Here is a 14,869-nt window from a genome sequence, read left to right as displayed (position 1 = left end):
GATGCTTGCGGCATTGAGCCGCAAGCACATCGCCCGCCGGACCGGCTTGGGAGCGGCCCGGCGCTCGGTCCGAAGAATCCCTCGTGCGCGCTGCAGGCGCGCTGTCACTGATCACTGATAAGGAAGCTGAACCATGAGCAAGGAAGACATCGTCATCGTCGCTGCCGCGCGCACCGCCATCGGCAAGTTCGGCGGCACGCTCGCCAAGACCCCCGCCAGCGAGCTTGGCGCCGCCGTCATCCAGGACCTGCTGCGCCGCACCGGCCTGGCCGGCGACCAGATCAACGAGGTCATCCTCGGCCAGGTGCTGACGGCCGGCGTTGGCCAGAACCCGGCGCGCCAGTCCGTCATCAAGTCCGGCCTGCCCCAAGCCGTGCCGGCCATGACCATCAACAAGGTCTGCGGCTCGGGCCTGAAGGCCGTGATGCTGGCCGCCCAAGCCATCCGCGACGGCGACAGCGACATCGTCATCGCCGGCGGCCAGGAGAGCATGAGCCTGAGCCCCCACGTGCTCAACGGCTCGCGCGACGGCCAGCGCATGGGCGACTGGAAGATGGTGGACACCATGATCAACGACGGCCTGTGGGACGTGTACAACCAGTACCACATGGGCATCACCGCCGAGAACGTCGCGAAGAAGTACGGCATCAGCCGCGAACAGCAGGACGCGCTGGCGCTGGCCTCGCAGCAGAAGGCCGCCGCGGCCCAGGACGCCGGCCGCTTCAAGGACGAGATCGTGCCCTTCAGCATCGCGCAGAAGAAGGGCGACCCCGTCGTCTTCGCCGCCGACGAGTTCATCAACCGCAAGTCCAGTGCCGACGTTCTGGCCGGCCTGCGGCCCGCCTTCGACAAGGCCGGCAGCGTGACGGCCGGCAATGCCTCGGGCCTGAACGACGGCGCGGCCGGCGTGGTCGTCATGACCGCCGCCAAGGCCGCGGCCCTGGGCCTGAAGCCGCTGGCCCGCATCGCCTCCTATGCCTCGGCCGGCCTGGACCCCGCCTACATGGGCATGGGCCCGGTGCCTGCCGCCCGCAGGGCCCTGGAGCGGGCCGGCTGGAAGCCGGCCGACCTGGACCTGCTCGAGATCAACGAGGCCTTCGCGGCCCAGGCCTGTGCCGTGCACAACGAGATGGGCTGGGACACCAGCAAGGTCAACGTCAACGGCGGCGCGATCGCGCTGGGCCACCCCATCGGCGCCAGCGGCTGCCGCATCCTCGTGACGCTGCTGCACGAGATGCAGCGGCGCGACGCGAAGAAGGGCATCGCATCGCTGTGCATCGGCGGCGGCATGGGCGTGGCCCTGACCGTCGAGCGCTGAAAATTTTCTTTCCCCCACTCCAACCACTAGGAGACATCCAATGAGCCAAAAGATTGCCTACGTCACCGGCGGCATGGGCGGCATCGGCACCGCCATCTGCCAGAAGCTGGCCAAGGCGGGCTTCAAGGTCATCGCCGGTTGCGGCCCCAGCCGCGACTATCAGAAGTGGCTGGACGAGCAGAAGGCCCTGGGCTTCGCCTTCCATGCCTCGGTCGGCAACGTGGCCGACTGGGACTCGACGGTCGAGGCCTTCACCAAAGCCATCAGCGAACACGGCGCCATCGACGTCCTCGTCAACAACGCCGGCATCACGCGCGACCGCATGTTCCTGAAGATGACGCCCGAAGACTGGAAGGCCGTCATCGACACCAACCTGAACTCCATGTTCAACGTGACCAAGCAGGTCGTGCCGGGCATGGTCGAGAAGGGCTGGGGCCGCATCATCCAGATCTCGTCGGTCAACGGCGAGAAGGGCCAGGCCGGCCAGACCAACTACTCGGCCGCCAAGGCCGGCATGCACGGCTTCACGATGGCCCTGGCCCAGGAACTGGCGGCCAAGGGCGTGACGGTCAACACCGTCAGCCCCGGCTATATCGGCACCGACATGGTCAAGGCGATCAAGCCCGAGGTGCTGGAGAAGATCGTCGCGACCATTCCCGTCAAGCGCCTGGGCACGCCCGAGGAAATCGGCTCCGTCGTGACCTGGCTGGCCGGTGAGGACAGCGGCTTCACGACCGGTGCGGACTTCTCCTGCAACGGCGGCCTGCACATGGGCTGAGCGAGCGCCTCGCCCGCGCTTGAACGGCCGCCGCGAGGCGGCCGTTTCCATTGGGCGGCGTGTCGGCACCGCAGCTTTGGCTAGGCAGTGCTGACTAGCTTTTTCATCATCGCCATGGGCCGTTGCGGCGGTGACCACCAAGTTTGCTCCGAGCGCGATGGCTGCGCTCCAAGGATGCAACCTAAGGAGGTCACCATGTTCCAGCAACTCAAGCTCAAGCTGCTCGCCACCGGCCTTGTCGCCACGCCGGGCGCCGCGCGTCGACGTGTCGCAGGTCTGCGCGGGCTACGGCGACACGCTGCGCGACAACCTCAGCCTGCCGGCGGTGGATTCGCCCATTGATCTGCTGGTGCATTTCCGACTGCACGACGGTGCCATCACGCGGGTCGCCTTTCGCCAGACGCCCTACGACCGGCAGCGGACGATCCGGCGTGCGATGTGGCAGGTTAGCGGCCGCGATGATGGACAGGCCAACCAGCATCGCCTTCGTCATCCGCGTGCTGCCCGAGGGCGAAGGCCAGCCCCAGCCCGTGGCCCTGGACGCCAGCTCGCCGCTGCTGGCCGCGCTGAAGACGGAGCGCTGAAGAAGCGGCCGCGACATCGTGTCGGCGGCTCCGGCGCTGCCTATCGCAGCTGGGCCATCGCACCGTGGAGCACCATGTGCCGGCTACGCTGGCCAGGCTAGGCGCCGAGGGCCGCGCTCGGGCCGTCGCGATGGCCCGGCGCGAGCTGCCGATCTGATCAGCCCCACAGCGCAGGCTTGTTCACCATCAGGAAGAAGACGGCCATCATGGCCGCGAAGGCGGGGTAGCCCAGCCACTCCCAGGCAAGTTGCCAGCGCCGGTAGGACGGCGTCAGCGGCCGGCGCTGCTCCAGCGCCGCTTGCACCTCCCGCGCCATCTTCAGCTGCAGCCACAGCACCGGCAGCCAGCAGGCGCCGGCCAGTGCGTACAGAGTGATCGAAGCCAGCAGCCACGGCGTCGCCAGCGGCCAGCCGCCGCCATGGGCCAGCCAGAGGCCGCTGAGGGGCTGCACGATGACGGCCGGTGTCGTGAACCACAGGTCGGCCCTGACGACCAGCCGGGCGACGACGGTGCGGGCCTCCAGGCTGGCACTGCGGTTGGCAAAGAAGAGGTAGAAGGCCGAGCCGAAGCCTGTGCCCACGAGCAGCACGCTGCTGACGATGTGCAGGCATTTGACGAGCAGGTAGGTGTTCATTCGGGGCGGGCCTCCCGGGCCAGAAGAGCGAGGAGCACCAACACCGGCAGGTTCTTCAGCAAGGCGCCGAAGGGGTCCAGCCAGAGTGCGGGGACGAGCAGGCTGGCCAGCCCCGTCATGCCGACGACGCCGGCGGCGGCGACGCGGCAGGCGAGGGCGCCGGGGCGCAGCAGCAGCCACAAACCTGTGACTGCATCCCAGATGCAGCCGAGCAGCACCAGGCCGAGCGCCGGGCCGGCACTCATGCCCGTGGCGTTGCGCAGCAGCGCGATGCCAGCAGCGCCGCCGTCGTGCAGGCTGGCCGCGACCGTGCCCCACCACAGCAGCACCAACGAGCCGCGTGCGAGCAGGTGTTGACGCGGCGTCATGCCCAGGCGCCTTCCATCGCGCTGCGCAGCGGCCGCGCCAGCGGCGAGGCCGATGGTGGCTCGGCGCTGTCATGGGCCAGCAGCTCGAGCGCCGTGCTGCACCAGGGACCCAACGCGATCAGATCGCCCAGGCGGGCCGAGGCGCGCGTCAGCGCCTGCGGCAGCACGATGTGCCGGGCCGGCGCCTGGCCGCGGGCGGCGCGGCGCCGGGCGATCCACTCGGCCACCGTCGCTGCTTCCGGGCCGACGGCGGTCCACGACGCTGCCGGCTGTGGTGCGGCCAGCGCTGCGACGATGCCTGCGGCCAGGTCCTCGACGCGGATCGGCTGCACGCGGCAGCGCGCGACTTCGGCCGGTAGTGGCAGCCAGGGCAGGCGGGCCAGCAGGTCCAGCATGCGGCTGCTGACGCCGCCCACCCCGACGACAAGGCTGGGCCGCACGATGCAGGCCCGGCCGGCCAGCGCGACCTCGCCAGCGTGCTTGCTGCGCGTGTAGGTGCTGACGCCGCCACACAGCGCAGATACATGCACGAGGCGGCCGACGCCCGCCGCCTCGCAGGCGTCGGCCAGAGCGGCTGGCGCGCGGTGGTGTAGCAGGTCGAGCAGGTCGTCTACGCCGCCGGCCTGATCGCGCAGGCAGCCGGCGGCATAGATGACGCCGTCCATGCCCTGCAGCAGGGGCTGCCAGGCTTCGGGGCGGTCCCAGGTGGTGGCAGGCCGCAGCTCGGCGCGCCGGGCCTGGTGGCCGGCGGCGGCGAGCGCGGCGCAGAGGTGGCGGCCGATGAAGCCGCCGGCGCCGATGACGAGGATATTCATGGCTCAGCGATCCGTCACGACTGCCGCCGCATGGCCGTGGGCGGCCGACAGTGCGACACGATTCGCCAATCGACCCTGCACCGGCGCCCAGACACGGCGCGTGATGATGGCGATGCTGACGAAGCTGCCCGTCGAGGCCAGCCACAGTGCGCGGTGCACGGCGTCCAGCAGGCTGGCGTGGAACTCGCCGAAGCTCAGCGCCAGCACCAGTGTGCCGGCGATGGCCAGCACATAGGCGCTGCGCACCCAGAAATGCGCGCCGACCTTGCCGGGTAGCGGCTCCACGCACAGTGCATCCAGCACTACGAGCAGGATGGGCTGCAGATAGCGGATGGCGAGGACGGGGCCGAGGACGGCGATGAAGAGGGTCACGAAAAAGTTCAGCTCGGACATGGTGCTCTCCTTGGGTTGAAATCAGTGGGCGCGGCAGGCGCCTTCGGGCGCGCAGCGGCCGGCGTGCAGGTGCACGAGCTTCAGCAGCCAGCGCGGCAGGCGGTAGCGATGGGCCGCCAGCCAGTCGTAGGCTGGCCGCGCCAGCCGCGTCACGGCGGGATGGGTCAGCGCGCGGGCGACACGGTCGTGGCCGGTCGCGGCGTAGGCCGCCTGCACGGCTGGGACGCCGATCAGCCAGCTGCCGTCACGGGCTTGCAGGTGCAGCCGCGCCATCAGTGCGGCCCGGGTCACACCGAGTGCCGCGGCGTCGAAGTCTGGCTGCGAGATGTCGACGAAGCTCAGCCGGCCGGCGCAGTTGTCGCGCATCAGCACGCCCATCTCGCTGCGGCACAGCGGACAGGCGCCGTCGTAGTAGACCGTGTGGCTGTGGTTGTTTGCAGTCATGGCGGTTATTTCTGTTGAAAGAGAAATTTGTGATCAAAAAAAGAGACCTAGGTCTCCGAAGGCTCAAGCCATGGGAGGGAAGGGCGGGACGGCCGGGAAGGCGGGAGCGACATCGGCGGTGGCGGGGCCTGCGGAGGGCGGGTTGGACTCGGCCGGCCGCACGAAGCGCTGCACTTGGGCACCCAGGCGCAGGATCTTCTCCAGCGTTGCCGGGCTCAGCCGCAGCATCTCGTCGCTCCAGCTGCCCAGGGTCTGCATGAACTCCATCGTGCTGCGCAGCCGGTCTTGCAGCGCCGGTGACTCCTGGGCCAGCGCCGGGTCGGCCGACAGCTCGCGCAGCAGGCGCACCGTGGGGTCGAACTCGCGCTCCTTGCGCTCGCGCACGATGGTGCGGAACAGCTCCCAGACGTCGCCCGAGGTCTCGTAGTAATCGCGCCGGTCGCCGAGTTCATGGGTCACGCGGATCAGCCGCCAGTTCTGCAACTCCTTCAGGCTGTTGCTGACATTGGAGCGGGCCAGCGCGAGGGTGTCGGCGATGTCCTCGGCATGCAGCGGCCGGCCATGCACGAAGAGCAGCGCGTGGATCTGGGCGACGCTGCGGTTGACGCCCCAGTTCGAGCCCATTTCGCCCCAGTGGACGACGAAGCGGCGGGCGATGTCGGTGAGTTCCATGGCCGCGAGCGTACGCCGTCTGAAATTTCTGTCAACAGAGAAATAACTTCCCATGCCAACGGCTGTGGCTATCATGCGACCCCTTTTTTGAGCAGGAGAGCCACATGGCCATGGATGTGGTGGACTACGAGATCAAGGGCGCCGAGATGCAGTTCGTCGAGATCGAACTCGACCCCGGCGAGGCGGCCATCGGCGAGGCCGGCTCGATGTTCTTCATGGACTCGGCCATCGGCATGGATGCCGTCTTCGGCGATGGCTCGGCGGGCCAGGGCGGCTTCTTCGGCAAGCTGCTGGGTGCCGGCAAGCGGCTGCTGACGGGTGAGTCGCTGTTCACGACCATCTACACCAACCACGGCACGGGCAAGCAGCGCGTGGCCTTCGCGGCGCCCTATCCGGGCAAGATCGTCGCGATGGACCTGGCAAAGCTCGGCGGCACACTGATCTGCCAGAAGGATGCCTTCCTGTGCGCGGCGCGCGGCGTGTCTCTCGGCATCGCCTTCCAGCAGAAGCTGTCCACCGGCTTCTTCGGCGGCGAGGGCTTCATCATGGAGCGCCTGGACGGCGATGGCCTGGCCTTCGTGCATGCGGGCGGCACCATCGTCAAGCGCAGCCTGCAGCCGGGGCAGACGCTGCTGGTCGACACGGGCTGCGTGGTGGCCTACACGCCGAGCGTGAACTTCGAGATCCAGTACGTCGGCAAGATCAAGACGGCGCTGTTCGGCGGCGAAGGCCTGTTCCTGGCCAAGCTGACCGGTCCCGGCGAGGTCTGGCTGCAAAGCCTGCCTTTCTCGCGCCTGGCCTCGCGCATCTTCGCGGCGGCGCCGCAGAACGGCGGCCACAAGGAGGAGGGCTCGGTGCTGGGCGGCTTCGGCGCCGGCGGGCTGCTCGGCGGCATCCTTGGGGGCGATGAGGAGTGAGGGCCGAGCCGAGTCCCTGCGGACTCGGTGACGCCTCACGAGTGGCCGGAGCTCCGCGACGGCGCGCCCTGCAAGGGGAGCGAGTGAACTGGCTTGATGCAGGTCAGAGCCCAGGGAACACCCCCGGGTAAACTCGATGTACAGGGCGGCGGCGTGCCGCCCTTTGCTTTGGAGTGATCGGGATGTTGCGCAGCTGGGCATTGGCCTTGGGTTTGGTGGTGGCGTTCGGGGCCCAGGCCCAGCCGGGGCGCCCGCCGGTCTTCGTGCTGAACTCGCTGGACGCCGACATCTCCGTCGTCGACCCGGCGAGCTTCCAGGTCATCAAGCGCATCCCGACGGGCAAGGAACCCCACCATCTCTACCTGTCGCCCGACGAGAAGAGCCTCATCGTCGCCAACGCGCTGGGCGACTCGCTGACCTTCCTGAATCCGCGCACGGCCGAGGTGCAGCGCATCGTGCGCGGCGTCTCCGACCCCTACCACCTGCGCTTCTCGCCGGACATGAAGTGGTTCGTCACCGCGTCCAACCGGCTGGACTACGTCAGCCTCTACCGCTGGCAGGGCAGCGAGGCCAAGGAGCCGCTGCAGCTGGTCAAGCAGATCCCGGCGCCCAAGACGCCCAGCCACCTGAACATCGACAGCAAGAGCACCGTGCTCTACGCCAGCCTGCAGGACAGCAGTGAGTTGCTGGCCATCGACCTGGCCACGCAGACCGTGCGCTGGAAGCAGCCGGTGGGCAAGCTGCCGGCCGACATCTTCCTGACGCCGGACGACAAGTTCCTGCTCGTCGCGCTGACCGGCGACCGCTTCGTCGAGGTCTGGGACGTGTCGGGCAAGGCCCCCCAGCTCGTCAAGCGCATCCCCACCGGCGACGGCGCCCACTCCTTCCGCGGCTGGGGCGACAAGCGCCACGTCCTCCTCAGCAACCGCGCCGGCAACACCATCAGCAAGATCGACTACACGAACTTCACCGTCGTCGACCAGTTCCCCGGCCCGGCGGGCCCGGACGACATGGAGGTGCTGGGCGACGGCAAGACCCTGCTCGTCACCTCGCGCTGGGCCGGCAAGCTGACCGAGATCGACACGACGACGCACCGGGTCGTGCGCCAGGTCAAGGTCGGCAAGTCGCCGCACGGCATCTGGACGCTGGATCATCAGCCCCGGCAATGAAGGCTCTGCTCCTGGCGCTCGCGGTCGGCACGGCCGCGGCGCAGCCGGCCTGCGACAAGCCGGTCTATCTCACCTTCGACACCGGCCACATGGGTGTCGCGCCGCTGATCGCCGAGACGCTGAAGAAGCACAACGCGAAGGCGACCTTCTTCCTCGCCAGCGAGCCCACGCTGACCGGCGGCACGACGCTGGACGAGATCTGGGCGCCCTGGTGGCGCGAGCGTGTGGCCGAGGGCCATGACTTCGGCTCCCACACCTGGGACCATGACGTCTTCCTGGAGGACGTGCCCGACGCCGACGGCAAGGTGGTGCGCTTCAAGGTGCGCACCCAGGCCGGCATCAGCCCGCCGGTCGTGCGCGAGCTGACGCCCGAGCAGTACTGCGAGAGCCTGAAGAAGGTCGGCGAGCGCTTCGCCGCGATGACGGGACAGAAGCTCAGCCCCATCTTTCGCGCGCCGGCCGGGCGCACCTCCCCGGCGTTGCTGAACGCGGCCAGGGCCTGCGGCTTCACCCATGTGGGCTGGAGCCGCGCGGGCTTTCTCGGCGACGAGCTGCCGAGCCAGACTTCTCCCAACGCCCAGCTGCTGGAGAAGGCGCTGCGCGACATCAGGCCCGGCGACATCCTGATCGCCCATCTCGGCATCTGGCAGCGCCAAGACCCCTGGGCGCCTGCGGTGCTGGAGCCGCTGATGACCGGCCTGGAGCAGCGGGGCCTATGCTTCGCGCCGCTGCACGAGCATCCGCGCTACGCCGCCCTCTTCAAGACCGCCGAACCCAAGAAACCGTGATCGACTGGATCAGCAACGCCTTCGATGCCGTGCAGCTCGCGCTGTACGAGTCCGTCGTGCAACCCATCGTCTTCGGGCTGGGTTTCGGCAACCTGCTGGAGGACGCCTTCGACGCCACCGGCTGGCTGCTCTGGGGCCTGATCCAGGTGGCCGTGCTGTTGCTCGGCATCGGCCTGCTGGAGCGGTTCTGGCCGGTCGAGCCGGTGACGGACCGCGCCAGCGTGCGCACCGACGTCGTCTACACGCTGATCCACCGTCTCGGCCTCGTGCGCCTGGCGTTGTTCTTCGCCGTGCAGCCGGCCTGGGACGCGGTCGCCGGCCAGCTCCGCCTGGCCGGCCAGCTCCGCCTGGCCGGCCTGCCCACCTGGCAGCTCGACGCGCTGTGGCCGGGCGTGACCGACATCGCCTGGGTCAGCCTCGCGCTCTACCTCGTCGTCTTCGACTTCGTCGGCTACTGGCTGCACCGCTGGCAGCACCAGTTCCATTGGTGGTGGGCCTTGCACAGCCTGCACCACAGCCAGCGCCAGATGACGATGTGGTGCGACGACCGCAACCACCTGCTCGACGACGTCCTCGTCGCCACCGCCTTCGCGCTGCTGGCCCGCCTGATCGGCGTCGAGCCGGGGCAGTTCGTCGCCATCACCGTCGTGACCCAGCTGCTGCAGAGCCTGCAGCATGCCAACGCGCGCATCAGCTTCGGTGCCCTGGGCGAGCGGCTGCTGATCAGCCCGCGCTTTCACCGCCGCCATCACAGCATCGGCATCGGCCACGAGGGTTCCGGCCGCGGCACGCTGGGCGGCCACAACTTCGGCGTGCTGCTGCCCTGGTGGGACATGCTCTTCCGCACCGCGGACTTCGAGCGCCGCTTCGACGCCACCGGCGTGCGCGACCAGCTGCCGGAAGAGGGCGGCCGCGACTACGGCCGCGGCTTCTGGCGCCAGCAGTGGCTGGGCCTGACCCGGCTCTTCGCCACGTTCGGAAAGACCGCCTGATGCAAGGCCTCGCCGATTCCTTCTGGCGCGCCGCGGCCTATTGCCTGCATCCGCGGGTCATCGCGCTGTCGCTGCTGCCGCTGTTCATCTCCGGCGTGCTGGTGTTCGGTTTCATGTATTTCTTCTGGGAAGACGCCATCGCCGGCGTGCGCGCGACGCTGGAGAGCTGGCGCCTCGTCGAAAGCCTGCTGCAGTGGCTGGACGCCTGGGGCCTGCAGTCGCTGCGCAGTGCGCTGGCCGCCGTCGTCGTGCTGGCGGGCGTGGTGCCCGTCGTGCTGCTGCTGAGTCTGCTGCTCGTCGCGCTGTGCATGACGCCGGCCATCGTGCGCCTGGTGGCCGAGCGGCGCTTCCCGCTGCTCGAGAAGAAGCGCGGCGGCACGCTGCTGCAGAGCGTGGCCGCCTCGCTGGGCGCCACGCTGGTGGCCCTCGTGCTGATCGTGCTGTCCATTCCGCTGTGGCTGATCCCGCCCCTGGTCATGGTGCTGCCGCCGCTGATCTGGGGCTGGCTGACCTACCGCGTGTTCGGCTTCGACGTGCTGGCCGAGCATGCCTCGGTCGAGGAGCGCCGTGCGCTGCTGCGCGAGCACCGCATCCCGATGCTGGTCATGGGCGTCGTCTGCGGCTATCTCGGGGCGGCGCCGTCGCTGATCTGGGCCTTTGGCGCGATGGCTATCGTCTTCGCGCCCTTCCTCGTGCTGCTGGCGATCTGGCTCTACACGCTGGTGTTCGCCTTCTCCACGGCCTGGTTCGCGCACTACGCGCTCGCGGCCCTGCAGGCGCGGCGCGCGGCGGAGCCGGTGGCCGAATCCGCCATCCTTCTGGAAGCCTGAAAACATGCAGATCGGCCTGCTCATCATTGGCGACGAGATCCTGTCCGGCAAGCGCCAGGACGCGCATCTGGCCAAGTTCATCGAGCTGCTGGCCCAGCGCGGCATGCAGCTGTCCTGGGCGCAATACCTGGGCGACGACCGCGAGCTACTGACGGCGCGACTGCGCGAAGTCTTCGCGAGCGGCGATCTGGTGGTCAGCTGCGGCGGCATCGGCGCCACGCCCGACGACCACACCCGCCAGGCCGCCGCCGCCGCGCTCGGCCGCCCGCTGGCCCTGCATCCCGAGGCGCGCGAGCTGATCTGGCAGCGCATCCGGAAGATGGCCGAGGAGCAGGGCAAGACCGTCAGGGCCGACGAACCAGACAGCCTGCGCCGCTTCGAGATGGGCGTCTTCCCCGAAGGCGCCGGCATCATCCCCAACCCCTTCAACAAGATCCCCGGCTTCTTCGTCGGCAACCTGCACTTCGTGCCCGGCTTCCCGGTGATGGCCCACCCGATGATGGCCTGGGTGCTGGACCGCTATCCGCAACTGCATCGCGAGGTTGGCGTCACCGAGCGCTCGCTGATCGTGCAGGGCGCCATGGAGGCCAGCTTGACGCCGTTGATGGAGGCCATCGAGGCCGGCTTCGACGGCATCAAGGTTTTCAGCCTGCCCAGCGTCGACCACCCGCAATGGGGCCGCTGCATCGAGCTCGGCGTCAAGGGTGATGCCCAACGCCTCTTGCCGGCCTACGATGCCCTCAAACAGGGCGTGATCCAGTTTGGTGCGCTCATCGGCACCGAGCTGGTGCGATAGTCCTCGCGCTGTAACCGGCGGAGTCACATAATGCCCCGCGCAGCCTGGCGACAACCCATGTCGGTGCACTCTGGCATGCAACCTGCTTTGATTTCCTCCGTGGCCGTTGGCGCGTGTGCGCCAGCGGCAGCAACCCACCCCTCTCGATCCCGCTAGGAGCTTTTGATGGCCAAGACCGTCGCCGATGTGATGAACATGGTGAAGGAGAACGAAGTCAAGTTCGTCGACTTCCGCTTCACCGACACCCGTGGCAAGGAGCAGCACGTCACCGTGCCGGTCTCCCATTTCGATGAAGACAAGTTCACGTCGGGCCACGCCTTCGACGGCTCCTCGATCGCCGGCTGGAAGGGCATCGAGGCCTCGGACATGCTGCTCATGCCCGATCCCAACACGGCCAACGTCGACCCCTTCTTCGAAGAGCCGACGCTGATCCTGACCTGTGACGTGGTCGACCCCGCCGACGGCAAGGCCTACGAGCGCGACCCGCGTTCGCTGGCCAAGCGCGCCGAGGCCTATCTGAAGGCTTCCGGCCTGGGCGACACCGCCTTCTTCGGCCCTGAGCCCGAGTTCTTCATCTTCGACAGCGTGCGCTGGGGCAATGAGATGTCCGGCTCGTTCTTCAAGATCGAGTCCGAGGAAGGCGCCTGGAACTCCGCCAAGGAGTACGAGCACGGCAACAGCGGCTACCGTCCCACGGTCAAGGGCGGCTACTTCCCCGTGCCCCCGGTCGACAGCGGCCAGGACATGCGCTCGGAAATGTGCCTGATCCTCGAGCAGATGGGCATCCCGGTCGAAGTGCACCACCACGAAGTGGCGAACGCCGGCCAGATGGAAATCGGCACCAAGTTCAGCTCCCTCGTCGAGCGCGCCGACTGGCTGCAACTGCAGAAGTACATCATCACCAACGTCGCCCACGCCTATGGCAAGACCGCGACCTTCATGCCCAAGCCCCTCGTTGGCGACAACGGCTCCGGCATGCACGTGCACCAGTCCGTGTGGAAGGATGGCAAGAACCTGTTCGCCGGTGACGGCTATGCAGGCCTGTCCGACTTCGCGCTGTACTACATCGGCGGCATCATCAAGCACGCCCGTGCGCTGAACGCCATCACCAACCCCGGCACGAACTCGTACAAGCGCCTGGTGCCCGGCTTCGAAGCCCCGGTGAAGCTGGCCTACTCGGCCAAGAACCGCTCGGCCTCGATCCGCATCCCCTACGTCGGCAACCCCAAGGGCCGCCGTATCGAAGCCCGCTTCCCGGACCCCTCCGCCAACCCCTACCTGGCCTTTGCCGCGCTGCTGATGGCCGGCCTGGACGGCGTGGAGAACAAGATCCACCCGGGCGAAGCCGCCACCAAGGACCTGTACCACCTGCCGCCCGAGGAAGACGCGAAGATCCCGACCGTCTGCCACAGCCTCGACCAAGCGCTGGACTACCTGGACAAGGACCGTGCCTTCCTGACCAAGGGCGGCGTGTTCACCGACAGCTACATCGATGCCTACATCGAGCTGAAGATGCAGGAAGTGACCCGCTTCCGCATGGCGACCCACCCGGTCGAGTTCGACATGTACTACGCGCTGTGATGGCCATGGGCAGCAACTTCGCTGCCGTTGCCATCCCCACGCAAGGGGGCCGCACACGCGGCCCCTTTTTTGTTGCGGCCCTTCGTACACAATGCCGGCATGCCGAACCGACTTCCTGCCGCCCTGCTCGTACTGGTGGCTCTGGGCGCGCAAGCCGAGGGCACGGTCTACCGTTGCCCCGGCCCGCCGGTGCTCTACACCGACGCCCTGAGCGCCAAGGAAGCCAGCGAGAGGGGCTGCCGCACCATCGAGGGCACGCCCATCACGGTCATGCAGATGGCCAAGCCACGTGCCGGCAGCGCGCCGGCGCCGTCCGCGGAGGGCCGTGGTGCTGAGGGCCGCGTCGATGCCCAGCAGCAGCGCACGCGCGACGACGAGCGCCGCCGCGTGCTGCAGACCGAGCTGCGTTCGGCCGAGGAGCGCCTGGCCACTGCGCAGAAGGAATTCAACAACGGCCAGGGCGAGCGCCGCGGCGACGAGCGCAACTATCAGAAGTACCTCGACCGCATGGCCGAGCTCAAGGACAACATCTCCCGCTACGAGGCCGACGTGCAGGCCCTCAAGCGCGAAATCGCCAAACTGCCCTCCTGACCCGGCCCCCTCGAGGGGGTGCCAGCAGCGGCCTGGCAGAGCCGGCACCGCGCTGGCCACTCGGCAGGGCACTACCCATTGCGAGTGCAGCGATGTCTGATGCGCATCTGTTGCCGGCCGAGTTCGCCGGCCTGGACCTGCTGGCGACGATGGTCGTCGTCGCCCGTGCCGACGGCGAATGCCTGTTTGCCAACGCGGCCTTCGAGAACGGCATGCGGCTGTCGCGCCGCACGGTGCAGAAGGCCCAACTGCCCGACTGGTTCGACGACGCCCAGCGCCTCACCGAGACCCTGGCCGGCGTGGCCGCCAACCACTACTCCAGCAGCCGCTTCGATGCGTTGCTGCGCCGCGGCGCCTGGGCGCACGAGGACGGCCTGCCGGTGCATGTCATCGTGTCGCAGATGGACGCGGGCGAGGACGGCGAGCCGCGCGTGCTCGTCGAGCTCATCGAGATCGCCCAGCAGGCCCGCCAGGACCGCGACGAGCGCAGCCTCGACCAGGTCCAGGCCACCAAGGAGCTCACGCGCAACCTCGCCCACGAGATCAAGAACCCGCTCGGCGGCATCCGTGGCGCGGCCCAGTTGCTGGCGCTGGAACTGCAGGACGGCAACCCCGAGCTGAACGAATACACCCAGGTCATCGTCCACGAGGTGGACCGCCTGCAGAGCCTGGTGGACCGGCTGCTCGCGCCGCACCGCAAGGCCCAGGTCGTCGGCGACGTCAACATCCACGAGATCTGCGAGCGCGTGCGCTCGCTCGTGCTCATCGAGCATCAGAACTCGAACGGGGGCCTGCGCATCCAGCGCGATTACGACACCTCGCTGCCCGACTTCCGCGGCGACCGCGAGCAGTTGATCCAGATGGTGCTCAACATCGTGCAGAACGCCGCTCAGGCGCTCGGTTCGCGCATCGCGGCCGGCGACGCCCGGATCACGCTGCGCACCCGCGTCGCCCGGCAGGTGACCATTGGTAAGCAGCGCTGGCGCTTGGCATTGGAATTGCATATTGAGGACAACGGTCCCGGCGTCCCCGCCGAGATCCGGGATCGCATCTTCTTCCCCCTGGTCTCGGGGCGGGAGGGCGGCTCGGGCCTCGGACTCACGCTCGCGCAGACGATCGCCCAACAGCACCAGGGCATGATCGATTGCGAGAGCGAGCCGGGCCTGACGAACTTCCGAATCACGATTCCGCTGCCCTGA

The 14,869-nt window shown here is 68.5% G+C and carries 19 protein-coding genes; 13 read left to right on the top strand and 6 right to left on the bottom strand.

Translation table 11 applies throughout. From position 1 onward, the window contains the following. Positions 1–133 precede the first annotated feature (133 nt). From EV671_RS10805 to EV671_RS27740, 4 genes are all read left to right on the top strand, one after another. Positions 134–1,318 (top strand): acetyl-CoA C-acetyltransferase, encoded by a 1,185-nt coding sequence (locus EV671_RS10805; protein WP_132571322.1) that lies wholly within the window; start codon positions 134–136, stop codon positions 1,316–1,318. Positions 1,319–1,358: 40 nt separating this feature from the next. Next, entirely contained in the window at positions 1,359–2,096 is a 738-nt protein-coding gene (gene phbB / locus EV671_RS10800) for an acetoacetyl-CoA reductase (protein ID WP_132571321.1), read from the top strand. A gap of 195 nt (positions 2,097–2,291) precedes the next feature. Then, positions 2,292–2,438: a hypothetical protein gene (locus EV671_RS26710; protein WP_165917526.1), complete on the top strand. Its 147-nt coding sequence runs from the start codon at positions 2,292–2,294 to the stop codon at positions 2,436–2,438. A 119-nt stretch (positions 2,439–2,557) separates the two neighbouring features. After that, positions 2,558–2,680, top strand: a complete 123-nt coding sequence (locus EV671_RS27740; RefSeq protein WP_277592358.1) for a hypothetical protein — start codon at positions 2,558–2,560, stop codon at positions 2,678–2,680. Positions 2,681–2,837: 157 nt separating this feature from the next. On the opposite strand, the gene EV671_RS10795 is transcribed toward EV671_RS27740, so the two are convergent. The 6 genes from EV671_RS10795 to EV671_RS10770 form a co-directional block, all read right to left on the bottom strand. Then, a complete protein-coding gene (locus EV671_RS10795) occupies positions 2,838–3,314 on the bottom strand; it encodes a DUF2269 family protein (RefSeq protein ID WP_132571320.1) in 477 nt (158 codons plus the stop codon). Beyond that, entirely contained in the window at positions 3,311–3,682 is a 372-nt protein-coding gene (locus tag EV671_RS10790) for a DoxX-like family protein (RefSeq protein WP_132571319.1), read from the bottom strand. The genes EV671_RS10795 and EV671_RS10790 overlap by 4 nt, the downstream gene beginning before the upstream one ends. After that, positions 3,679–4,497 carry an NAD-dependent epimerase/dehydratase family protein gene (locus EV671_RS10785; RefSeq protein WP_132571318.1) on the bottom strand — a complete coding sequence of 273 codons (819 nt, stop codon included), beginning with the start codon at positions 4,495–4,497 and terminating at the stop codon, positions 3,679–3,681. The genes EV671_RS10790 and EV671_RS10785 overlap by 4 nt, the downstream gene beginning before the upstream one ends. Before the next feature lie 3 nt (positions 4,498–4,500). Continuing rightward, positions 4,501–4,890 (bottom strand): hypothetical protein, encoded by a 390-nt coding sequence (locus tag EV671_RS10780; protein WP_132571317.1) that lies wholly within the window; start codon positions 4,888–4,890, stop codon positions 4,501–4,503. Positions 4,891–4,911: 21 nt separating this feature from the next. Continuing rightward, entirely contained in the window at positions 4,912–5,334 is a 423-nt protein-coding gene (locus tag EV671_RS10775) for a thiol-disulfide oxidoreductase DCC family protein (RefSeq protein WP_132571316.1), read from the bottom strand. Positions 5,335–5,397: 63 nt separating this feature from the next. Then, positions 5,398–6,006 (bottom strand): GbsR/MarR family transcriptional regulator, encoded by a 609-nt coding sequence (locus tag EV671_RS10770; protein ID WP_132571315.1) that lies wholly within the window; start codon positions 6,004–6,006, stop codon positions 5,398–5,400. Positions 6,007–6,110: 104 nt separating this feature from the next. On the opposite strand from EV671_RS10770, the gene EV671_RS10765 reads away from it, so the two are divergent. The 9 genes from EV671_RS10765 (at position 6,111) to glnL (ending at position 14,869) form a co-directional block, all read left to right on the top strand. Continuing rightward, on the top strand, positions 6,111–6,923 hold the full coding sequence (locus EV671_RS10765; protein ID WP_132571314.1) for a TIGR00266 family protein: 813 nt from the start codon (positions 6,111–6,113) through the stop codon (positions 6,921–6,923). A 182-nt stretch (positions 6,924–7,105) separates the two neighbouring features. Then, positions 7,106–8,092, top strand: a complete 987-nt coding sequence (locus EV671_RS10760) for a YncE family protein (protein WP_165917525.1) — start codon at positions 7,106–7,108, stop codon at positions 8,090–8,092. Next, entirely contained in the window at positions 8,089–8,880 is a 792-nt protein-coding gene (locus EV671_RS10755) for a polysaccharide deacetylase family protein (protein WP_132571313.1), read from the top strand. Before EV671_RS10760 ends, EV671_RS10755 begins: the two co-directional genes overlap by 4 nt. Continuing rightward, on the top strand, positions 8,877–9,872 hold the full coding sequence (locus EV671_RS10750) for a sterol desaturase family protein (protein WP_132571312.1): 996 nt from the start codon (positions 8,877–8,879) through the stop codon (positions 9,870–9,872). Before EV671_RS10755 ends, EV671_RS10750 begins: the two co-directional genes overlap by 4 nt. After that, positions 9,872–10,702: an EI24 domain-containing protein gene (locus EV671_RS10745; RefSeq protein ID WP_132571311.1), complete on the top strand. Its 831-nt coding sequence runs from the start codon at positions 9,872–9,874 to the stop codon at positions 10,700–10,702. The genes EV671_RS10750 and EV671_RS10745 overlap by 1 nt, the downstream gene beginning before the upstream one ends. Before the next feature lie 4 nt (positions 10,703–10,706). Next, the gene (locus tag EV671_RS10740) at positions 10,707–11,498 is read left to right on the top strand and encodes a competence/damage-inducible protein A (RefSeq protein ID WP_132571310.1); all 792 of its coding nucleotides are present in this window, start codon (positions 10,707–10,709) and stop codon (positions 11,496–11,498) included. A gap of 165 nt (positions 11,499–11,663) precedes the next feature. Beyond that, positions 11,664–13,079 carry a type I glutamate--ammonia ligase gene (gene glnA / locus EV671_RS10735; RefSeq protein WP_132571309.1) on the top strand — a complete coding sequence of 472 codons (1,416 nt, stop codon included), beginning with the start codon at positions 11,664–11,666 and terminating at the stop codon, positions 13,077–13,079. A 99-nt stretch (positions 13,080–13,178) separates the two neighbouring features. After that, positions 13,179–13,670, top strand: a complete 492-nt coding sequence (locus EV671_RS10730) for a hypothetical protein (RefSeq protein WP_243655678.1) — start codon at positions 13,179–13,181, stop codon at positions 13,668–13,670. 92 nt (positions 13,671–13,762) lie between these two features. Further along, positions 13,763–14,869, top strand: a complete 1,107-nt coding sequence (gene glnL, locus EV671_RS10725) for a nitrogen regulation protein NR(II) (protein WP_132571308.1) — start codon at positions 13,763–13,765, stop codon at positions 14,867–14,869.

The sequence above is a fragment of the Roseateles saccharophilus genome (assembly GCF_004342485.1).
GTDB lineage: Bacteria > Pseudomonadota > Gammaproteobacteria > Burkholderiales > Burkholderiaceae_C > Pelomonas > Pelomonas saccharophila.
This window is presented reverse-complemented; position numbering and strand designations above follow the sequence as displayed.